Below are 20,528 nucleotides of genomic sequence, written 5' to 3' on the forward strand. Positions count from 1 at the left end.
TCTCCTATTTGATAAAACGTCTTACTAAACTGATTAGCAAGAAAACAGTTACAAAAATAATGGTAATACTTGCACTTGCAGGTGTTTCTGCATAGTAGGAAATGTAAAGTCCTGCCACCATTCCCAAAAATCCAATCGCACTGGCAAGTAGCATAACCGATTTAAAGTTTTTCCCCAGACGCAGGGCAATACTAGCTGGCAAGACCATAATGGTCGATACCAGAAGAGCTCCTGCAGCAGGAATCATAAGGGCAATGGCCACTCCTGTAACCATGTTAAAAAGAATAGACATGGTACGAACGGGCAAACCATCCACAAAGGCTGTATCCTCATCAAAGGTCAAGATATACATAGGACGAAGGAAGAGGAAGGTCAAAATCAAAACAACCGCCGCAATGACGAAGAGGGAAATGACCTGCTCCTCACTGATGGTCACAATCGAACCAAAAAGATACTGGTCCAAACTCATAGAACTGGAGCTTTTACCCTTGCTCATAACAATCAGAGAAACAGCCAGACCTGTTGACATGAGGATAGCTGTCCCGATTTCCATAAAGCTCTTGTAAACCGTACGGAGATACTCCAGAAAGACCGCCGCAATCAAGACAATAGCAATCGTAGAAACAGTCGGAGAAATCCCCAGAACCAGACCAAAAGCTACACCCGACAGCGAGACGTGGCTAAGAGTATCACTCATCAAACTCTGACGACGCAAGATAAGGAAGGTTCCAAGAACTGGCGAGAAAAGACTCATAGCAATAACCGCCAGAAAGGCGCGTTGCATAAAGTCATAAGATAATAAACTAAGCATGGCCCACCTCCTGGTCATTCTCATGAACGTTGAAACAACGCCATGGTGAGTCTTGGTTACGGACTAGATGGATATTGCGGTCCGCATAGTCCTTAACTTCTTCAGGGTCATGGGTAATCATCAAAACAGCCTTGCCATGATGATGGGCGCTGTGGTGCATGAGTTCGTAAAATTCATTTTTACTTCCTGCATCCATCCCCGTTGTCGGCTCATCTAGGATAAACACATCTGGATCCGAAGCAAACATGCGCGCAATCACCGCTCGCTGCTTTTGTCCCCCAGATAGAGAACCCAAGCGTTTGTCTCGATGTTCCCACATGCCAACTGAGTTCAGACTAGCCTTGATATGCTCCTCATCATGAGCATTCAAGCGACGGAACCAGCCTTTTCTCGGATAGCGACCCGACTTGACAAATTCATAAACCGTACTTGGAAAACCAGCATTAAAACTGGCAATCTGCTGGGGAAGATAGGCTATTCTCAATTTATTTCCCTGAGTATTTGTCTTTGAAATGGTCACCTTGCCAATGCGTGGTTGGAGAATTCCAAGACTGGCCTTAATCAGTGTCGTCTTAGCTGCCCCATTTTCCCCTGTCAAGGTAACAAATTCCCCACTATCAACACTATAATTGATATGTTCAAGAACAGGCTCCTTATCATAATAGAAGGACAAATCCTCTACCGTAATATATCTCATTATTTGATTTCTCCTACTAAAGCAGTCAAAAACCGCTGAATCACTTTTTGTTCATTTGGAGTAAACTGAGTCGCCACTTGTTCATAGGTTAAAAGTGTATGCTCATGGTGATGATGATGCTCCTCAGCGATTGGACGAGCCAAGTCAGTCAACTGATAAAAAACCACACGCGCATCCTTAGGATCTTTAGATGTTTCCAACATCCCTTCCTTGACCAAAGACTTAATAGCCTTGGTAACTGCTGCCTGACTGACATTGAGGCGACGCGCCAACTCTGAATTTGTTAAAGATTCCTCTGACAAGAGCATAAGAATGTGCTCCTGGGTATTAGTCAGGGCCACCTCGCTAGTGCAATGACCTATTAGGATTTCATGTTGGTTTTCCGCCTGCAAAATTACCTCATTCAAAAAGCCATCAATATCCTTCGCTAGCTGTCTCATATCTGACTCCTTTCCTTCTGGACTTTTCTTTTTTAAGACAAAAATACTATTCTGTAGAATTTTATTTACCAGTTAATTATATCACAAGCAAAAAAAGAGTCAAGAAAAAACGTAAAAATCGGCTTTATTCTTGAACTCTTCCATACTATTATCTATTGAAATTCCTTGATATCTCCATCATAAGTCGCCCAATCTTTGCTGAAAAAGCGCTCATTCAGATGGTAAGTCGGAGCTGGTGTGGGATTGGATAGGAAAGGATCAACTGCCTTGTCAAATGCCAACCAACCCAACCAACCAAGGTGAATGGTGTCCTTCATAAAGAAAGACTCCCCGCCATCCTTAGAAAAATCTGCTATATTGGTAAAACCTTGACTCTCTAACTGGTAGCGAATCTTCTGCACCGTTTGTTGGTACATATCCTCTCGTAGACCAGCATAATCCATCCATTTTTTATTAACAGGTGGAATGATAAAAATCGGGTTTACCTTAGATTTAGAAAACTGGGTTAACACCAACTGCAGGTCATTATACTCCGGTGATTTAAGGTAGGTAAAGTTTTTCTGAGAATCCTTTAATTTCTTCAAATCCTTCTTGATCTGCTTATTATAGAAATCATTCTCCATTCCCAGATCATTATTGGAAGTATTTTTTTCAGCATCTGCTTTGACAACATCTTCTATGGCTTGATAAGAAAACTGATCTGGCAAGGTCTTTAAATACTTAGATACATGCTTCTCGTAGTTGATATAGCCTCTAACCGAAAACTGACCAAAAAAGGAAGCTTGGCGCTCATTAAAACGAGCCAATAATTCAATCATTTCATTGTCTGCCGTCGACAATTCTTCTTTACTTGCCAACTTCTGAACCAAATCCTTCATAGCTACGTTTGGGAACTGCTGTAGTAAGCGAGTCGCCGCATATTGACTAGCCTGATCTCCAGATTGATGTTCCAGAAAACTGGTCAACTGGTCTCCATTAAAATACTGCTGGAAGGCTGCTGGCTCATAGCCGTTTTTACTGAACCACTGAGGTGAGATAACATACACAACTTGTTTATTCTCCAGCTGTGGCAGCATCTGTTGCATCCCAAAATACTGATTGAGCGAGGCAGCTCCCCTCTGTCCTAAAAGATAAGGACGGTAGGAGCGATTGTATTTCTCAGCTAATACCGCAGGATGAGCACCGTCAAAACGAAGCCATTCACTGGAGCCAAAGAAAGGAACAAAACGCATATTTGGATCAGATAGTGCTCTGACTTTTTGACTTCGCTCCTTAAAACTATCGATAGTAGTAGCCACCGCTGAACGCTTTTCAGCTCCTAGATTATGACGCATCTCAGTAGGATAAAAGAAAATGAGCAGAAAAACCAACAAACCAGCTATCAAGACCGGTCCGAAGATCATCCATAAGCGTTTAAGCATTTTGTAGCTCCACAATGCCAGCTATAATTTTATTAGCTGTATTCCAGTCATCACGACCAAACTCTGTTACAGGGACACGAATGTCAAAACGGTTTTCAATCTCCACAATCAATTCAACCGTTCCCATACTATCCAAGACACCTGCGTCAAAAAGATCTTCATCCATCATGTCAGAAACATCTTCCATAAACAACTCATCAATAATTTCGATAACTTCTGATTTGATATCCATATTTTATTTCCTTTATTTTTTAAACCATAAATCATTCAAAAATCCAGAAAAGATCAAGAATGACAGCATGACGACATGGAAGGTGATAACCATGCCAAGCAACTGAATCCAGCGATTCTCAGGTAGAGCAGGCTTCCCTGCTTTTTTCCGCTCCTTATTGAGCGTTTTTTTCTTACGAACCCAAGCGTCATTGATGACCAGTCCAATCCCATGAAAGAGTCCATAGGCGATATAGTACCAGGTCACTCCATGCCAAAATCCCATAATCAGCATATTTACAATATAAGCCACGCTTGAGGTTACATTGCGATTTTTAAAGACCTTCTTTCTGGTCAACACCATGACCATTCGCATAAAGACAAAGTCACGGAACCAGAAAGAAAGACTCATGTGCCAACGATTCCAAAACTCCTTCAAATCCCTTGATAAAAAGGGCTTGTTAAAGTTGATCGGGCTACGGATCCCCATCAAATTTGAAATGGCCAAGGCAAACATAGAATAACCTGCAAAGTCAAAGAAGAGTTCCAGACCAAAGGTATACATAACTGCCAAGGCATAGAGGTTAAAGAAGCCACCTGATTGCAGGGCTAGATTCTTTAGAGGAGGTAGTAAAGTTTCTCCTAAAACATGAGCTAGGATAAACTTGTACAAAAATCCCCACATGATATAGCGAACGGATTCATCCAGCATATCCATCAACTCATCCCGCTCAGGAATGGTCTGATAATTTTCATTAAAACGCTTAAAGCGATCGATTGGACCACTCGAGAAAGTCGGCATGAAGAGAAGGAAACGAAGGAACTCCCAGAGGGTAAAATCCTTAATCACTCCATCTCTCAGCTCGATGATAATCCCAACCGAACGAAAAGTCAGGTAAGAAATTCCCAAGAACCCAAGCAAAGACTGCGTTCCATTGATAGCCGGCTGCACCTTGACAAAGATAATCGGAAGTAGGGACAGAAAACTAACTAAGTAGAAGACCCACTTGCCATCCTTGCTTTTTCGATAGTGCTTGTAGAAGAGCAGGAGCAATATCTCCCAGCAAAGGTAAATACCTAAGGCAACCAATTGATTGGTCTTCCCACCTACCAACATGGTGACGATAAAGAAGAGACTAACCAGTACTTCATACCAGGCAAAGCGTTTCTTGAAAAAAAGACCGATAAAGATGGGCAAGGTTGCAGCAATCACATAAACAAAATACTGAGGATTGCCATATGGCTCTAAATGAGGAAGCTGTTGAAAAAACTCCATCATCTCTTATTCACCTCGTTAATCAATCCTTTGATGTCAATCTTTCCATTTGGAGTCAGTGGCAAACTGTCTCGATAAAGGAATTTAGACGGCATCATGTAGGACATCATGATGTCTGTCAAATCTTCCTTGATGGCCTTAGTAATATCGATATCACGCTCAAACTGCTCACGAACACCGTCTTTTAAGATGACATAGGCCAGTAGATTTTGTACCTTGTGGTCCTTGTTATAACGCGGTACTGCGACAGCAGACTCGATATAGCGAGACTTATTAAGATTTTGAGAGACATCTTCTAACTCAATGCGGTAACCGTTGAACTTAATCTGGAAGTCCATGCGTCCGCCGTAGAGAAGCAAGCCTTCATCTGTCATGGTTCCCACATCGCCTGTGTGATAGGCTGGCAGACCTTCAAACTCAAAGAAGGCTTCTGCTGTTTTTTCAGGATTGTTCATATAGCCTTTTGAAACAGCTGGCCCTGACACAATGATCTCTCCCTGTTCACCATTTGGCAATTTATTGCCTTCCTCGTCAATGATAAAGGTTGGAGAGTCAGCCTTGGTATAGCCGATTGGTAGGCGTTTGAGAGTCGCTAGCATCTCATCTGTCACGGCAACTGCTGACAGAGCCACTGTCGCTTCTGTTGGGCCGTAGGCATTGATAATACGGGCATTTGGGAAACGCTCGCGCAGTTTTTGAGCCGTTTTAACCGTCAATTCTTCGCCATCAAAGTAGAAATGCGTGATTCCAGGCATTTTCTCACTGTTGAAGGCTTCAGACAACATGGCCATATCTGCAAAAGAAGGGGTTGATGTCCAGATAGCGATTGGCAATGAAAAGATAGTCGCAAAGAGTTGCTTAAAGTCCTGAGTAATGGCAGATGGAAGAGCAAAAAGCGTCCCACCAAGTGCCAAGGTCGGTGCCCAGTACATGACAGACAGGTCAAATGAATAAGGTGGTTGAGCCAGCATTTGCGGACGACTTGGCGTCGCAAATTCCTTATCCGTAATCATCCAGTTGGTAAAGCTGAGGAGGTTATCATGGGAAATCTGCACTCCCTTTGGCTTACCAGTCGTACCAGAAGTAAAGATAATGTAGTAATTATCATCGCCCTTGACTGGATGCGTGATCTCATAGCTAGTCCCTTGAGCAAAGGCTTCTTGAACCTGAGCTAGAGTCATCATCGGTGTAGAAACCTGCTCCAAAGGAAAGTCTGAAATGGCAATAATCAAACTTGGCTCCGCTACTTCTAAAATAGCCGAAACTCGCTCCAAGGCCGAATGGCTATCAATGGGAATGTAGGCATGACCTGACTTAGTCAGCGCTACAAAAGTTGCCAACATTTCATATTCTTGGCCACCAAAAACAACCACAGGAGACTTTTCAAGCAAGCCTAGTTGGTCAATGGCTGTAGCCAAACTATCCGAATCAGCCTTCAAATCGCCATAAGTGTGTTCCTGCCCCAAAACATTGTAAACAGGATAGCTAGGCTGGGTCTGAGCAAAATGCTCTATGGTTTCAATCATATCTACTATTGGTTTATGTGACACAATAGGAATTCTCCTTCAAGTTAAAATTCATTATAGATAAAGCTTCCTTGACCCTGACCAAGATAGCTAAAGAAGTACAGCAGCCCCAGAAAGATAAGAAAATACAAGGCTGTCCGACCAAGAAAGAGGTACAATTCTTTTCTCTGTTTCATAAAGAAAAACCATTCATTTCTGTAATTTTTCGCTAAAATAAGAGTGATTCTTACTAGCTTATTTTTCTACCATTGTACCACTTTATATAGTATTTTTTCAATTGTTTACCGTAGATTTTCATTATATTTAAGCTAATTTTAAAATTATGCAGTTTTTCTATGTATATTTCAAATAGAGTGATCCTGGGCAAAAACTCAATTTCAGTAGAAAATGAGGTAAATCTTTCCATAATAAAACGCACAATATCAAGTTTTCAACACCTGATACTATGCGCTTTTCTAATTTCTCAAGACTTTTTAACCAGTCTCTTATTTAAAATAATCTCGTCTGATATAAATTAAAATAGCTTCTATCATCAGACAAATGGCTGATAGCCAAAAACTGATGCTAATACCAAAACTCTCAGTAATATAGCTCATTAGCAAAACAAATACTGAAAATGCTAATGTCGAAATCACTTCAAGAACAGAATAGACATTAACCAAATGATTTTCCTCTACTGTTTCCTGAAGAAATACCCTTTCAGGAACTTCTTTTAGCTGCGATAACATACCAACTAAAGCTGAAAATAATAAAAACATCTGTGCATTTGGAAAATATAGAATAGTCAGTGTCACTATTGCCATGGCTACAAGAGGAAAAAGAATACTTTCCCATTTAGCAGCAAGGAACTTTTCAGATAGCCTAAAAGCAATTAAGCCACTAATTATAATACCAATAGAGTATGCTGTATTAGAATATCCCCAGTAACTTTCCGTTTTATTTAATAACTCAGTTACAAAAACAAGTATAATGGAAGAAACCCAAATCGTATTTGAGAAAATTTCCAATAAATTTGCTGATACAAAAAGTCTTAATCTAGGATCTCTAGCAACTAACTTCCAACCTTTGAGCAAAATTTCAAGATTAGTTTCTGACTCTAACACCTCCACTTCAGCGTTAGGAAGAAATAACATCAGAAAGCTAGAAATTATATACAACATTAAAATGATAAACGTGGTAGGTAAAAGACCAATTGTTGCAAACAAGAGTCCACCTAATCCCCAACCCACTAACTGAACAGCTTCACCACTCATTGATAAGGCTGAATTAGCCTTACCCAAATCGGTCGCATAGCGTGGCACAATAGCATAGGAAACAGGTGCTGCAAAACCATCTAATATTGAAATTGCCACAACAAATAGATAGGTTACCAAAGGCGCTACGGATTGCATTACGGTAAACATTCCTACCAGTATCGCCAATAATATAGTCTTTCCAAATTGGGATAAAGATAAAACTCTATTTAGCGCTATCCTTTTAGTAACTAAAGGAACTAAAAGACTCGCAACAAAAGAGGATATCCCTATTAAAATGGGAACTAATGACGTGGCAATTACTGATTTTGAAATAATGTATATGTTAGCAATGATTGTTACTCTAAAGAAAATATCTGCTAAATTTGCAAACAATTGAGAGACTAACAACTTGACAAATGAATTAGACATGTAGCGCTCCTATAACATAAAAATATTTAACTGATAAATGGTATAGTAGACTTTGTTTGATAACTATTTGACACAAGATTAGGTGGTCAGAAATTGAATTTTTAACATTCCAACTTAGCCATAGTTTTTAGTTCTCACATCTTTAAATCAGCTAAAACAATCCATAATATAACACATATATTATGGCTAGCAAGATGCCGAACAAGTCTATTTATTTTATTCTATATTTTCCCAAATCAATTACTTGATTATAAACCGTTTCTGAATCAATATGATGAGCAACTTCAATCAAAATGATAGGCAACTGCAAAAGTAACTGGCGCACTTGATATGCATTGTCCTTGTCTAAGGATGATGTAACCTCATCCGCCAACACAATGTCTTTTTTCCGAAGCAGACAGCGAACTAATTCAAGTCGTAAACGTTGCCCACCTGAAATGTTTTCTCCATTATTTATCAGTTGATAATCCAAGATATTAGTGATTTCATTCGTTAAGCCAACTTGTTCTAGGCAACAGAGTAATTCTTTATCTGAAATCTCCTGTCCTAATGTTAAATTTTCTCGAATTGTCCCATGTCTGAAAAATGGATTCTGAGAGATATAAGCGACATTCCCTTGATAATGAGTAAATTCTCGACCTGATTTATCACGTACGATAATTCTACCACTATTCGGACTTATCTTTCCTGCTACCAACTGTAGGAGAGTTGACTTTCCGGTACCACTAGCTCCCTTTATTAAAACTTTACTTGGCTTGGTTAATCTAAGTGACAAATCATAAAAGAGCACTTGCTCTCCAACCTGTTTTGAAACACCCTCCAAAACTAGCTCAGCTAAAGATTCGACTGTCGGATATGATGTTTCTAAACAAGATTCTTCCAATAATGAAAATATTTTTTCTTTCACTGTTTGCGATCGCTGTATATCAGATATGCTATACATAATTCTTTGAATAGGTCCGCTAAGATTCATTGTAGCTATATACATAGAGACCAAACTAGCTGTTGTTAACTCTATACCGCTCTTTTGTAATAAAAGACCAAGTGCAAGAGGTAGTACCTGACTAAGGAATTCTAAAGGACCATTGAAAAAATAAACGACATTGCTAGTCCATTCATTTTTCCAACGAGCGTTCTCGTAACACTCGTTGTTTTTTCTCATCTTAGCAAGGTTTTCTTTACTAGCGCCATAAAAATATATCGTATCTGCTCCCTTAAAAAAATCTCCTACAGATAGATGAAAAGCTTTTTGCATTTCCGAAAAATTTGCACCACTTTTCATTAAATGATTATTCATTACCCATTGAGGTAATGGTCGAAGAAAAGAGAACACGATAAAAACAATACCAAGCCAAAAATTTTGCACCAAAATAAAAACAATCGTTGTACAAAGTATAAAAACTCTTCCAACTATCATATCCAGGGGTAAAAAGAAGCGATTATAGAGCAGTTCCATATCTTGTGTAACAATTGAAACTTTTTCATCATATACAACATTTTCCTTCAAAAATAGTTTCTTGATAAGCTGATCTTTTAAACGAATTTGTAGATGACGCTGCAGATTATTACTGACAAAATTTGCTAGCAACATCGTGCTATAAAAAAACAGGTGCAAACACAGTCCATATAAAACAAAGTATGAAATTGTACCAATTGTAAGTTGCTCTTCACGAATATTCAATAGCTTATCCAATAACAATGGCTTTATTAGAGCCATCCCACTATTCAAAAGCACTCCTATTAAAAAATAGATAAAAATATTAGTTTTAATGTATTTTAGAAATTTCATAAATAAGCCTATCTAAAAGAAAGCGAATAGATATAAAAGCCTCAGTCTAAAAGTTATAAACAAATTAACTCCAACTGAGACTATACAATAATTTAACTAACCTATATATGATGCTGTTTATTAAGAGTGATTACCTCCTGAACTAGACTAACTAAATTTCGATTTATATTTTAAAAATCAATCTAAAACTCATTTCCATCTTCATCGCAATAATGATCACGGAGTACAAGTATATCAAGTTGAGTAGTACTCTTATTTTCAATTACAATCATCTTTTCACCCCCTCTCTTATTGCATCAAGATAATCACAATATTCCTTATTTAACATAAATAATTCTAGATTTTTATCAATTTTCTTTTTTATTTGATTGCATAATGTTCTTTGCTTATTACTTCTATGTTTGGGCGGACAAAATCCTGATTTACAAATTAAAACAATAGGACACTGCTTACAATCTGAATCCATGTTTAAGTGCCATTTATCAAACTTTTCCTTATTAAACTTAGCATGTACACTTCCAAATATATTAGAATTAGAATACAAGGCAACCGTACAAGTTTGAATTACACCCTTTACATTAATAGTATAGTGATTTTTTCTATTTGCATAACAGTTGAACAAATTTGTTATTATACCTCTAGCAGCAGGAACATTATAACCTTTTTTTATGGCAAACTTTGATAATTCAAAACTAGCATCTGAATTAGGTAATGTCACTTTATAATTTTGGGCACGCTCCCCACAACCCCAACTACCTACATTATAAAAATAAAATCTAAATCGTTTATCATGCTTAAAATATTTCCCATCTGAATCTAAAAAAATCTTAACATTATTAAAATTTTCTTTCGATATATTAAATCTTAAATTACAATAAAAATTCAAATTTGAATTTTGTAAACCTTTGATATTCTCGAGTATTTTGATATATGATCCCTTTCCATTACGCAACACTCTTTGAAAATTATGACTTTCCTCATCTCCATCAATTGTTATCTGAAAATTATTAACGCGATAGTCTAGAATTAACTGATGAATCATTCGTTCATTAAGCAAATATCCATTAGTTGTTATACTAGCAGAATAATCAAGTCCATTTTGAGAACAAATACTAATAAATTTTTTTGAAAGATTCTTTATCGTTTTTAGCCCTAATAAAGGCTCTCCTCCAAACCATGATACATGTAAAGATTTAAACATAGATTCAGATAATAGTTTTTCTGTAAATTCAACTATCGCAATCTCTGTTTCTTTACTCATTTTTATATTTTCAAATTTTTCATAACAATATTTACATCTAAAATTACAGTCTCCATGTGTTAAAATTGTAAATTCTAACGTCTCCGTTTCACTATTTTTAACATAATCTATTGTATTCTCGAATTCATTTTCTTCTTGAAAATAATTATACTTATTCAAATAATTTTCATATTGTTCCTTAATCTCTAAATCATTTTCCATAACATCTTGTAAATCATTTGTAATGAAAAAAGAATGATTATTTTTACTATTGAAAAATAATTCTCCTGTTTCACTTTTCTTTCTTAAAATATATGGAGATAGAACTTGCATATTAAATACCTCAAAATTCATAATTATGGTGACAACTTCGAAAAATCCTATCGCTCAAATACAATGAACTGATAAAACAACTGTAATTGAAATTTCTAAAGACAATTCTACCAAAATATTATTTCGAGATACTTCCTTTCCCATATCTGCACACTACCCTTTATCTGCTAAAATTTTTTCTAAATGTCCCTCATAATTCTTTGCCAAATGGTTACTTCCCGCTAATTTCATTGCTCCAATACACTTCCTCATTTCAATAATTGCTTTACAATCCGTCTCTTTTTTATAGCGATATAGATATTGGGCATACTGGAATACCAACCGTTCATAAATTTCAGTTTCAGTGAAAAAGCATTGGTTTAGTCGTTTTTCAAAATACAAAGCATCAAGCAATTTTCCTCTTTCAATACATGTGATATATCCGTTCAATAGCATAGATGAAATCAATCGTCTATTATTAGGAATTTCTTTATAAAAATCAGAACGTCTAGACATCTCTCTAGCCAAAACCATAAAGACATCGTGTTTTAGGACATCTAAAGTATTTGAAAAAATCAATAATTCATAGTATCCCCAGTATTCAACACTAAAGAGATAGTCAGTTAGATAAGATAAATCATCACCAGAATAATAAGCTTCTCCAGATAAATCTTGTAAACGAATTTTTAATAAAATAATGTTAAGCTTATGAAATTTCTCTTGTTTAGAATCTGACTCCATCTGAGAATAAAGTAGTTTTTTCAACCCATCAACATCATGATTTGATACAAAATGCCTAATCTTTGATAAGAGTTCATTCAGTTCATCACGATGAAAATCATGAACAGCATACATAAATTCATCAATAGGCATGTTAATTTCATCCAAAATAGCCATAAATTTTGAAATGGTTAAATCAGTCTCTCCCTTTTCAAAACGTGAGAGCTGTGATGTTGATATACCAGCTTTTTCGACATCTTTTAAGCGAAACCCTCTAGATTCTCGAAACTTTTTAAAAATTTCTCCAAATTTTTTCATAATATCTCTCCAACAAGCATATACGGGAACAATTTTTGATTTTTAATATTTTAGCATAAAATAGAAGAAAATAAAAGTGAGGTATTTCACATGAAAAAACAAAAACTATTGCCTTTATTATTCCTAATTTTAGGAGGAATTATGATTATCGTTGTTGGCTAGTACTAAGAAATTAGTTACTAAAATACTTACATCTTCAATCGAAAAAAGATACTGGAGAAAAAGTCTTAAAAATCATAAAAACGCATCATATCAGGTGTTGAAAACTTGATATGATGCGTTTTATTATGAGAAGATTTACTTCATTTTTTGCTGAAATTGGGCTCTTGCTCAAGCTCTTATCAACATAATTATTTTCTAAACTAGAAAAGGGAAAACACAAGAACTGCCAAGGCTGCACCGATAACAGGTCCCACAACAGGAATCCAAGCGTAAGACCAATCTCCGTCTCCCTTGTTTGAAATTGGAAGGATACTGTGCATGATACGAGGTCCAAGGTCACGTGCAGGGTTCAAGGCATAACCTGTTGTCCCACCTAGTGATAGACCGATACCGACAATCAAAGTTCCCACTGCAAAGGTTCCGATACCTGCCTGAAAATCGTAAAGACCCAAAGCAAAGATTGTCAAGACCAAAACAAAGGTTCCAAGGATTTCGCTAATCAAGTTTGATACAGTATCTTTGATAGCTGGTCCTGTGCTGAAAGTAGCCAAAATATTTCCTGCATTTTCTTCTGCCTCATAATGCGGCTTGAATTGCAACCAAACCAAAATCTGACCCAGCATAGCCCCTGCGAACTGGGCTAAGATATAAGGCAAAACGGAAGCCCAAGGCAAACCACCTTTCAAGGCCACACCAATCGTCACAGCTGGGTTTAAATGAGCTGGACTGAGCTTGCCAGATACAAAGACCGCAACTGCAACTGCAATCCCCCAACCCATAGTAATCACAATCCAACCTGAGCTGTTGCTCTTGGTTTTAGGAAGAACCACACCAGCCACAACACCATTTCCTAGAAGAATCAGGATTAGAGTCCCCAAAAATTCTCCAAATAATTCATTCATCATCTTTCTATCTCCATTAAAAAGGGAGAGAGGGTAGACTAGGAGTCCTGCCCTCCACCTCTTTTATTTTTTCTTAATTTTTTAATTCTGCTAAATCGTTATTAGCGAGAGCTGCTTCGACATCAGCACGGTAAGTTGCTTTTTCTTCTTCTGTCCAGTCATAGAATCGTCCCATTTCATTCAAAACTGGCTCAACGATGCTATCCAAACTATCACGCATAAAGAGCATATGGTTGGTACGACGAAGAAGGAAGTCAACTGGGCTAAGAGCCAACTCATTGCGCATTGCATAGTGAAGTGATAAAGTATCTGCCAAGCTGAGTCCTGGTGCTTGTTCCAAACTATGAGCAAGAGCAAAGACCTTCGGTGCATTTGAACCGTAAAGATTTGCTAGGTAATGGGCTTCCTTACTATCCAATCCACGTGACACTCCAAGTTGCGCAAAAGCTTCGATTTCTGAGTCTACATTTGCTGGGTTCAATTCTCCACCTGAAACAGGGTAAGTCTTAGAGTTGATCAGTTTAAAACTACGGTCAAATTCTGCTTTGAGGATGTCAACCACGCGCTCCATAGCTCCTTCAGCCATCTTACGGTAGTCTGTGATTTTACCACCAGCAAGGGTCAAGAGACCATTATCATCTCGGTCCAAGCTAGAGCCACGAGAAACAGCAGATGGGTCCAAATGTTTCTCAGAGGTACTGCTTTCAAGCTTGCTGACAGCAGATTCAACATCTTCACGCGTTTTTTCTTTAGAGAGATAAGATTCAACAGTCGCAATCAAGTTGTTAAAGCTTTCATCACTGATGGTTCCGTTATTTCCTCCATTGTAGTCAGAAGCGCTATTGCCTGCGATCAATGGGCGAAGACCTGCCCAGCTACTTTCGATATCATCAATGGTAATGTTAGCTTCTGGGAAGCGGTTGTTGACAATACCAAGTAGATAATCTACATCTTCCTGAGTCACTTTTGGATGTTCCAAATCACCTGTGTAATCTGTATCCGTTGTACCAAAGTAAGTCTTGTTTTCACGTGGGAGAACAAAGACCATACGACCATCACCCAAACCTGTGTCAAAGTAAACTGGCTGTGAAACCTTGATCTTGCTTGAATCCACGACTAGGTGAACCCCCTTAGTTGGGCGCATTTGTGAGAATTGTGTTCCCTTATTAGACAAATTACGCACCTTGTCGCTCCAAGGACCTGTTGTGTTAATCACCAGACGCGCCTTGATTTCAAAGACTTGGTCTGTCAAGAGATCACGAGCTACAACACCTGTAATCTTGCCACTTTCGTCAAAGAGGAAACCTTCTGCCTTCACGTGGTTAGCAATGAGGGCACCGTCTTGGTTAGCACGTTTGATATTTTCAATCACGAGACGCGCATCGTTGTTACGGAAGTCAAGATAAACTCCACCTCCTACCAAGCCTTCTTTCTTCAAGTTTGGCTGGCGTTCCAAGACTTGATCCTTGCTCAAAACCTTGTTTGCAGCAGGTGTGTTGTTCACACCTGCTAAAAGATCGTACAAATCCATAGCTACTTTAAGGCGGAAGAGGCTAAAGGTCGCTCCATCTTCTTCATAAACTGGTAAGAGCATTGGGTCTGGTTTTGGAATGTGAGGTGCAATTTGTTGTACCACTGCACGTTCTGAAACCGTATCTGATACCACTTCTACGTCAAATTGTTTGAGGTAGCGAAGACCGCCGTGAACCAATTTTGTTGAACGGCTGGATGTTCCTTCTGCGAAGTCCTGCATTTCAATCAAACCAGTCTCAAGACCACTGGCTGCCGCCTGCAAGGCTACACCAGCCCCTGTGATTCCTCCCCCAATAATCAAGAGGTCCAGGGTGCGTTCCTGCATTTTTTTAATTGATAATTCACGTGTTTTCTTTGAAAATTCCATATTTACACACTTTCTAACTGAGTCGCTTTATTCTGCCAGTATTAGTCGTCTACTTCCGCAAAGACTTGCGTTGCTTTCACAGCCTTCTTCCAGCCCTTGTAGAGTTGTTCCTTGCGCGATTCGTTCATCGATGGCTCAAAAAGTTCTCCTGTCTCGTTCAAGAGTTTCAACTCATCCAAGTCTTTCCAGTAACCTACTGACAAACCTGCTAGGAAGGCCGCACCTAGAGCTGTTGTTTCCAAGTTTTTGGCACGTGCGATATCGATTCCCAAAATGTCAGCTTGGAACTGCATGAGGAAGTTGTTCATAGCTGCACCACCATCCACCTTCAAGACTTGGATAGCTGTCTGAGCATCCACTTGCATGGTGTCGATGATGTCACGCACTTGATAAGCGATAGATTGAAGAGTTGCCTTGATAAAGTCTTCCTTACTTGTTCCACGAGTCAAACCAAAGACAGAGCCGCGAGCATTTTGGTTCCAGTATGGTGCTCCTAGTCCTGTAAAGGCTGGAACTACATAAACTTCATCATCATTGTGAGAATCACGAGCGTATTTTTCAGATTCTGGTGAGTTCTCTACCATGCGAAGACCGTCACGAAGCCACTGAATGGCACTTCCTGCGATGAAGATAGAACCTTCCAAGGCATAGTAAACCTTGCCATTGATACCGTAACCAATGGTTGTCAAGAGGTTGTTCTCAGACAACTGCATCTCTTCACCAGTATTCATGATGATGAAAGAACCTGTTCCATAAGTATTCTTGACCATACCAGGCTCAAAGGCCAACTGTCCAAAGAGGGCTGCCTGTTGGTCACCAGCCATACCTGAGATTGGGACTTCTCCACCGTAGAAATGGAATGGGGCTGTCTTACCGTAGATTTCAGAGTTAGAACGAACTTCCGGAAGCATAGCCTTAGGAATGTTGAGAATTTCCAAAATCTCATCATCCCATTTAAGTTCTTTAATGTTATAAAGCATGGTACGAGCTGCGTTTGAGTAGTCCGTCACGTGAGCCGCACCGTCAGTCAATTTCCAAACCAACCACGTATCGATGGTACCAAAGAGCAATTCCCCTTTTTCTGCTCGCTCTTGAGCGCCTTCTACATGGTCCAAAATCCAACGAACCTTGGTCGCTGAGAAGTAAGCATCGATAATCAAACCAGTTTTTTCATGGAATTTTTCCACATAACCTTGGCTTTTTAGTTGTTCAGCCAAAGGTGCTGTCTGGCGTGACTGCCAAACGATAGCATTGTAGATAGGAAGTCCTGTTTTCTTATCCCAGACGACAGTTGTTTCACGTTGGTTGGTAATCCCGATTGCTTCGATTTGATTTGGCTTGACACCGCTTTCGATGAAAGCACCCGCAATAACTGACTGGACTGAGTTCCAAATTTCATTGGCATTGTGCTCAACCCAACCTGCCTGAGGGAAAATCTGAGTAAACTCTTTTTGGCTAGAGCTGACCTTTTCTCCTTTTTTATTAAAAATGATGGCACGAGAACTTGTAGTTCCCTGGTCAATAGCCATAATGTATTTTTCTTGTGACATGTGCTGTCCTCCTCATAAAGATCTTGAGGTGTTTCCTCTTTACACTTACTAGTATACAAAATAAAGCGCTTTCTTGTTTATCAACTTTTTTTAATTTTTTAAAAAATGTGAGGAGATTGTGTGAATTTCACAAAAAAGGCCTGGGTTAACCAAGCCTTTTAGGTAAATAATAACTGACGAATCCCTGCCAAATCTTCCATATCCAAATCATTTTTTAAATAATAGACTGGTGTTTGTTCCTTCTTATGAATCGGGTTATTGGTAACCAGCAAATCATAATGCCGAGTTCGGTCATAGGCTTCAATGGTAATAAAACGATTGTATTCCAAATACCGTTTTAAAATAGCAGCCATCCTTGAAAAGACAAGAAAACCAGATGTCAAATCAAGACCAATCCGCATATGCTGGCCACCATTTTCAGCCATATATTCGATTAACTGGAGCCATTCCCAGAGAATCTTCTTATCTAAGTCTGTCCCCTGATGAAAAGCAGGTAGAGCATGAAAAATCTCCTCTGCCGTTCCCCTAAAATCATGTTCCATCAGCAAATATGGATGACGATTCTCTAACTGGTACTTGTAGCGATCCTGTAAAATATAGCCCTTGTATAGATAGACTTGAGCACAAAGCTGACTGAGTTCATAGGTGACATGGTCCTCTGTATAACCGCCCAGCAACTCCTCCTTCTTCATTTCTTGAATCAATTGCGTCAGCAAATCTGCCAACTGCCCTCCAAAACCAAGGATATACTCCATAGTATGAAGAGGAAGAATACGATGAGATAGGAGGAAAGAGAAGAAAATCATCATCTCCCCGTCCTCAGTTCCGAGAGGGATGTGTTGCCCAGCAAAAAAGGACGGAGCCTTTCGATGCAAACGAAGGTAGAAAATATTGTCAAAATACCCTCGCATTTTTTCTTCTATGACTTGAAACTGACAGGCATTGACACGGAGACGTTGTTGACTGATATGAGACCAGAGAACCAAGTCCAATTTCTGCCCTGAAGACAAACTTGCACCGCAAATTTCTTCTAGTGTAGCAATCTCCTGTTTTCTCTCTGGTTTCTGCATGTGACCTTCCCACTCCTGACTTGACCAGACCTTGCGGAAAAGACAGAAATAGAAATAGCGTATCTGATGCTCTGGACCTCGCCAACGTCCATTTTGGATGGATAAATCAAATTCTGACAAAATCTGATTTAAACCAGCCAAGTGGCGGCCAAGCGTAGCCTCGCTAATCATCAATTCTTGAGCCAGCTGATGGGCTAAAAACTGTTGGTGGTAGAGAAGATAAACCAAAATCTGGTATTTAACAGCATTCTCCAAAAACAAGCTCCGAATATCTCTCCCCTTGGTAGCTGCACCGATTGACAGATGCAGATTTTCATCTTCTAAGGAGATAGTCAGCTCTAAACCACTTTCCAAAGTCTTGTCATTGAGCAGGGTGACATATTTGGTTAGGGTTGCTTTTGAAAATCCTGTTTCCTCCATTACAGCCTTGACGGTCGTCTGAGACTCTTGTAATAGAAAGGAAAGGATTGAAAATTGACCACACTCGGCTTTCTCCATCAAATCTCCTAAATACATTTGTTACCCCTTTCATTTTCTACCTTAAGCATAGCATAAATCTTAGAAATCCTGAAATAATCTGTTTCTCTTTTTATTTTCATGCTGATTTCCTGGTCCATTATCCTGAAAATCAGCAAACACACGGCTCCCCCTTTGGGCATTTTTATGCTAAAATAGTAGCTATGGATAAAATTATTAAAACTATATCAGAAAGTGGCGCCTTTCGTGCTTTTGTCCTTGACACCACAGAAACCGTCCGCACTGCTCAAGAAAAACACCAAACCCAAGCTAGCTCAACTGTAGCGCTTGGTCGAACTCTTATCGCTAGCCAGATTCTCGCAGCCAATGAAAAAGGAAATACCAAACTAACAGTGAAGGTACTGGGAACTAGCTCTCTAGGAGCCATTATCACCGTTGCTGATACCAAGGGGAACGTCAAAGGCTACGTTCAAAATCCTGGTGTTGACATCAAAAAGACTGCAACTGGTGAAGTTCTAGTCGGACCTTTTGTTGGAAATGGTCAATTTCTCGTTATCACAGACTACGGCATTGGAAATCCTTATACTTCCTTGACCCCACTCATCTCTGGAGAGATTGGTGAAGACCTTGCTTTCTACCTAACAGAAAGCCAACAAACCCCTTCTGCAGTCGGTCTCAATGTCCTTTTGGACGAGGAAGACAAGGTCAAGGTTGCTGGTGGTTTCCTAGTTCAAGTCTTGCCAGGAGCCAAGGAAGAAGAGATTGCTCGCTTTGAAAAACGCATCCAAGAGATGCCAGCTATCTCAACTCTTCTAGAGAGTGACGACCATATCGAAGCCCTCCTCAAGGCTATCTACGGTGACGAGGCCTACAAGCGTCTTTCTGAAGAAGAAATCCGTTTCCAATGTGACTGTAGCCATGAGCGCTTTATGAACGCTCTTGCCAGCCTTCCAAGCTCAGACTTACAGGAAATGAAAGAGGAAGACCACGGGGCAGAAATCACTTGTCAATTCTGCCAAACGACTTACAACTTTGATGAAAACGACCTGGAGGAACTCATTCGTGACAAATCTTAATACATCTTTTATGATTGGCAATGTTGAGATTCCCAATCGTACCGTTTTAGCGCCTATGGCTGGCGTGACCAACTCAGCCTTTCGTACCATCGCAAAAGAACTCGGAGCTGGACTCGTTGTCATGGAAATGGTCTCTGACAAGGGAATCCAATACAACAATGAAAAAACCTTGCATATGCTTCATATCGATGAGGGCGAAAACCCTGTTTCTATCCAACTTTTTGGTAGCGATGAAGACAGCCTAGCACGCGCAGCAGAATTCATCCAAGAAAACACTAAGACCGATATCGTCGATATCAACATGGGCTGTCCAGTTAATAAAATCGTGAAGAACGAAGCTGGCGCTATGTGGCTCAAGGACCCAGATAAGATTTACTCGATCATCAACAAGGTCCAATCTGTTCTTGATATTCCCCTCACCGTTAAAATGCGTACCGGCTGGGCTGACCCATCTCTGGCAGTAGAAAACGCCCTGGCTGCTGAAGCAGCAGGTGTTTCTGCCCTCGCCATGCATGGCCGTACCCGTGAACAAATGTATACAGGTCACGCAGACCTTGAGACCCTTCACAAGGTTGCCCAAGCTCTGACCAAGATTCCCTTCATCGCCAACGGTGACATCCGTACTGTCCAAGAAGCCAAACAACGTATCGAAGAAGTCGGTGCTGATGCAGTCATGATTGGCCGCGCTGCCATGGGAAATCCTTACCTCTTCAACCAAATCAACCATTACTTTGAAACAGGAGAAATCCTACCTGATTTGACCTTTGAAGACAAGATGAAAATCGCCTACGAACACTTGAAACGATTGATTAACCTCAAAGGAGAAAACGTAGCAGTTCGTGAATTCCGTGGACTCGCTCCTCACTACCTCCGTGGAACATCTGGTGCAGCTAAACTTCGTGGAGCTATTTCACAAGCTAGCACCCTAGCAGAGATTGAAGCCCTCTTGCAATTGGATAAAGCATAA

The 20,528-nt window shown here is 39.5% G+C and carries 18 protein-coding genes; 2 read left to right on the top strand and 16 right to left on the bottom strand.

All coding sequences use genetic code 11. The features are described from left to right. Window positions 1-4 precede the first annotated feature (4 nt). The 16 genes from HT728_RS05700 to HT728_RS05775 form a co-directional block, all read right to left on the bottom strand. A complete protein-coding gene (locus HT728_RS05700; protein ID WP_000950038.1) occupies window positions 5-811 on the bottom strand; it encodes a metal ABC transporter permease in 807 nt (268 codons plus the stop codon). Then, complete coding sequence (locus tag HT728_RS05705) at window positions 804-1,508, bottom strand: metal ABC transporter ATP-binding protein (RefSeq protein WP_173234300.1); 705 nt, start codon at window positions 1,506-1,508, stop codon at window positions 804-806. Before HT728_RS05705 ends, HT728_RS05700 begins: the two co-directional genes overlap by 8 nt. Further along, complete coding sequence (adcR, locus tag HT728_RS05710; RefSeq protein ID WP_050208104.1) at window positions 1,508-1,948, bottom strand: zinc-dependent transcriptional regulator AdcR; 441 nt, start codon at window positions 1,946-1,948, stop codon at window positions 1,508-1,510. Before adcR ends, HT728_RS05705 begins: the two co-directional genes overlap by 1 nt. Before the next feature lie 152 nt (window positions 1,949-2,100). Further along, a complete protein-coding gene (gene dltD, locus HT728_RS05715; protein ID WP_173234302.1) occupies window positions 2,101-3,369 on the bottom strand; it encodes a D-alanyl-lipoteichoic acid biosynthesis protein DltD in 1,269 nt (422 codons plus the stop codon). Next, window positions 3,362-3,601, bottom strand: coding sequence for a D-alanine--poly(phosphoribitol) ligase subunit DltC (gene dltC / locus HT728_RS05720; RefSeq protein ID WP_000351967.1), 240 nt, complete (start codon window positions 3,599-3,601; stop codon window positions 3,362-3,364). The genes dltD and dltC overlap by 8 nt, the downstream gene beginning before the upstream one ends. A gap of 12 nt (window positions 3,602-3,613) precedes the next feature. Further along, window positions 3,614-4,858, bottom strand: coding sequence for a D-alanyl-lipoteichoic acid biosynthesis protein DltB (gene dltB, locus HT728_RS05725; protein ID WP_173234304.1), 1,245 nt, complete (start codon window positions 4,856-4,858; stop codon window positions 3,614-3,616). Continuing rightward, a complete protein-coding gene (gene dltA, locus HT728_RS05730; protein WP_173234306.1) occupies window positions 4,855-6,405 on the bottom strand; it encodes a D-alanine--poly(phosphoribitol) ligase subunit DltA in 1,551 nt (516 codons plus the stop codon). Before dltA ends, dltB begins: the two co-directional genes overlap by 4 nt. A gap of 20 nt (window positions 6,406-6,425) precedes the next feature. After that, window positions 6,426-6,557, bottom strand: a complete 132-nt coding sequence (locus HT728_RS05735; RefSeq protein WP_000813667.1) for a teichoic acid D-Ala incorporation-associated protein DltX — start codon at window positions 6,555-6,557, stop codon at window positions 6,426-6,428. 309 nt (window positions 6,558-6,866) lie between these two features. Beyond that, window positions 6,867-8,045 carry a ryptide export MFS transporter gene (locus HT728_RS05740; RefSeq protein WP_173234308.1) on the bottom strand — a complete coding sequence of 393 codons (1,179 nt, stop codon included), beginning with the start codon at window positions 8,043-8,045 and terminating at the stop codon, window positions 6,867-6,869. Between the two features lie 211 nt (window positions 8,046-8,256). Continuing rightward, complete coding sequence (locus HT728_RS05745; protein ID WP_173228922.1) at window positions 8,257-9,834, bottom strand: ABC transporter ATP-binding protein; 1,578 nt, start codon at window positions 9,832-9,834, stop codon at window positions 8,257-8,259. Between the two features lie 268 nt (window positions 9,835-10,102). Continuing rightward, complete coding sequence (locus HT728_RS05750) at window positions 10,103-11,407, bottom strand: radical SAM protein (protein ID WP_173228924.1); 1,305 nt, start codon at window positions 11,405-11,407, stop codon at window positions 10,103-10,105. 153 nt (window positions 11,408-11,560) lie between these two features. After that, complete coding sequence (locus HT728_RS05755; RefSeq protein ID WP_173228926.1) at window positions 11,561-12,424, bottom strand: Rgg/GadR/MutR family transcriptional regulator; 864 nt, start codon at window positions 12,422-12,424, stop codon at window positions 11,561-11,563. A gap of 362 nt (window positions 12,425-12,786) precedes the next feature. Then, window positions 12,787-13,491, bottom strand: a complete 705-nt coding sequence (locus tag HT728_RS05760; RefSeq protein ID WP_016398345.1) for an MIP family channel protein — start codon at window positions 13,489-13,491, stop codon at window positions 12,787-12,789. A 70-nt stretch (window positions 13,492-13,561) separates the two neighbouring features. Then, window positions 13,562-15,388, bottom strand: a complete 1,827-nt coding sequence (gene glpO, locus HT728_RS05765; protein WP_173234311.1) for a type 1 glycerol-3-phosphate oxidase — start codon at window positions 15,386-15,388, stop codon at window positions 13,562-13,564. Between the two features lie 41 nt (window positions 15,389-15,429). Next, window positions 15,430-16,938 carry a glycerol kinase GlpK gene (gene glpK / locus HT728_RS05770; RefSeq protein ID WP_049511829.1) on the bottom strand — a complete coding sequence of 503 codons (1,509 nt, stop codon included), beginning with the start codon at window positions 16,936-16,938 and terminating at the stop codon, window positions 15,430-15,432. 158 nt (window positions 16,939-17,096) lie between these two features. After that, window positions 17,097-18,524 carry a helix-turn-helix domain-containing protein gene (locus tag HT728_RS05775; protein ID WP_173234313.1) on the bottom strand — a complete coding sequence of 476 codons (1,428 nt, stop codon included), beginning with the start codon at window positions 18,522-18,524 and terminating at the stop codon, window positions 17,097-17,099. 164 nt (window positions 18,525-18,688) lie between these two features. Here HT728_RS05775 and hslO point away from each other — a divergent pair, with 164 nt between their 5' ends. Together hslO and dusB are read left to right on the top strand one after the other, a co-directional pair. Further along, window positions 18,689-19,561 (top strand): Hsp33 family molecular chaperone HslO, encoded by an 873-nt coding sequence (gene hslO / locus HT728_RS05780; protein WP_173234315.1) that lies wholly within the window; start codon window positions 18,689-18,691, stop codon window positions 19,559-19,561. Next, on the top strand, window positions 19,548-20,528 hold the full coding sequence (gene dusB / locus HT728_RS05785; RefSeq protein ID WP_173234318.1) for a tRNA dihydrouridine synthase DusB: 981 nt from the start codon (window positions 19,548-19,550) through the stop codon (window positions 20,526-20,528). Before hslO ends, dusB begins: the two co-directional genes overlap by 14 nt.

This window comes from Streptococcus sp. 544 (assembly GCF_013277385.1).
In the GTDB taxonomy this organism is placed as follows: domain Bacteria; phylum Bacillota; class Bacilli; order Lactobacillales; family Streptococcaceae; genus Streptococcus; species Streptococcus mitis_BA.

Coding starts and splice junctions, on each gene's coding strand:
- HT728_RS05775 (WP_173234313.1), bottom strand. CDS start 18,524: ATGTATTTAGGAGATTTGATGGAGAAAGCCGAGTGTGGTCAATTTTCA.
- HT728_RS05750 (WP_173228924.1), bottom strand. CDS start 11,407: ATGCAAGTTCTATCTCCATATATTTTAAGAAAGAAAAGTGAAACAGGA.
- HT728_RS05700 (WP_000950038.1), bottom strand. CDS start 811: ATGCTTAGTTTATTATCTTATGACTTTATGCAACGCGCCTTTCTGGCG.
- HT728_RS05745 (WP_173228922.1), bottom strand. CDS start 9,834: ATGAAATTTCTAAAATACATTAAAACTAATATTTTTATCTATTTTTTA.
- dltD (WP_173234302.1), bottom strand. CDS start 3,369: ATGCTTAAACGCTTATGGATGATCTTCGGACCGGTCTTGATAGCTGGT.
- hslO (WP_173234315.1), top strand. CDS start 18,689: ATGGATAAAATTATTAAAACTATATCAGAAAGTGGCGCCTTTCGTGCT.
- adcR (WP_050208104.1), bottom strand. CDS start 1,948: ATGAGACAGCTAGCGAAGGATATTGATGGCTTTTTGAATGAGGTAATT.
- HT728_RS05755 (WP_173228926.1), bottom strand. CDS start 12,424: ATGAAAAAATTTGGAGAAATTTTTAAAAAGTTTCGAGAATCTAGAGGG.
- dltC (WP_000351967.1), bottom strand. CDS start 3,601: ATGGATATCAAATCAGAAGTTATCGAAATTATTGATGAGTTGTTTATG.
- HT728_RS05735 (WP_000813667.1), bottom strand. CDS start 6,557: ATGAAACAGAGAAAAGAATTGTACCTCTTTCTTGGTCGGACAGCCTTG.
- glpO (WP_173234311.1), bottom strand. CDS start 15,388: ATGGAATTTTCAAAGAAAACACGTGAATTATCAATTAAAAAAATGCAG.
- HT728_RS05760 (WP_016398345.1), bottom strand. CDS start 13,491: ATGATGAATGAATTATTTGGAGAATTTTTGGGGACTCTAATCCTGATT.
- dltB (WP_173234304.1), bottom strand. CDS start 4,858: ATGATGGAGTTTTTTCAACAGCTTCCTCATTTAGAGCCATATGGCAAT.
- HT728_RS05740 (WP_173234308.1), bottom strand. CDS start 8,045: ATGTCTAATTCATTTGTCAAGTTGTTAGTCTCTCAATTGTTTGCAAAT.
- glpK (WP_049511829.1), bottom strand. CDS start 16,938: ATGTCACAAGAAAAATACATTATGGCTATTGACCAGGGAACTACAAGT.
- HT728_RS05705 (WP_173234300.1), bottom strand. CDS start 1,508: ATGAGATATATTACGGTAGAGGATTTGTCCTTCTATTATGATAAGGAG.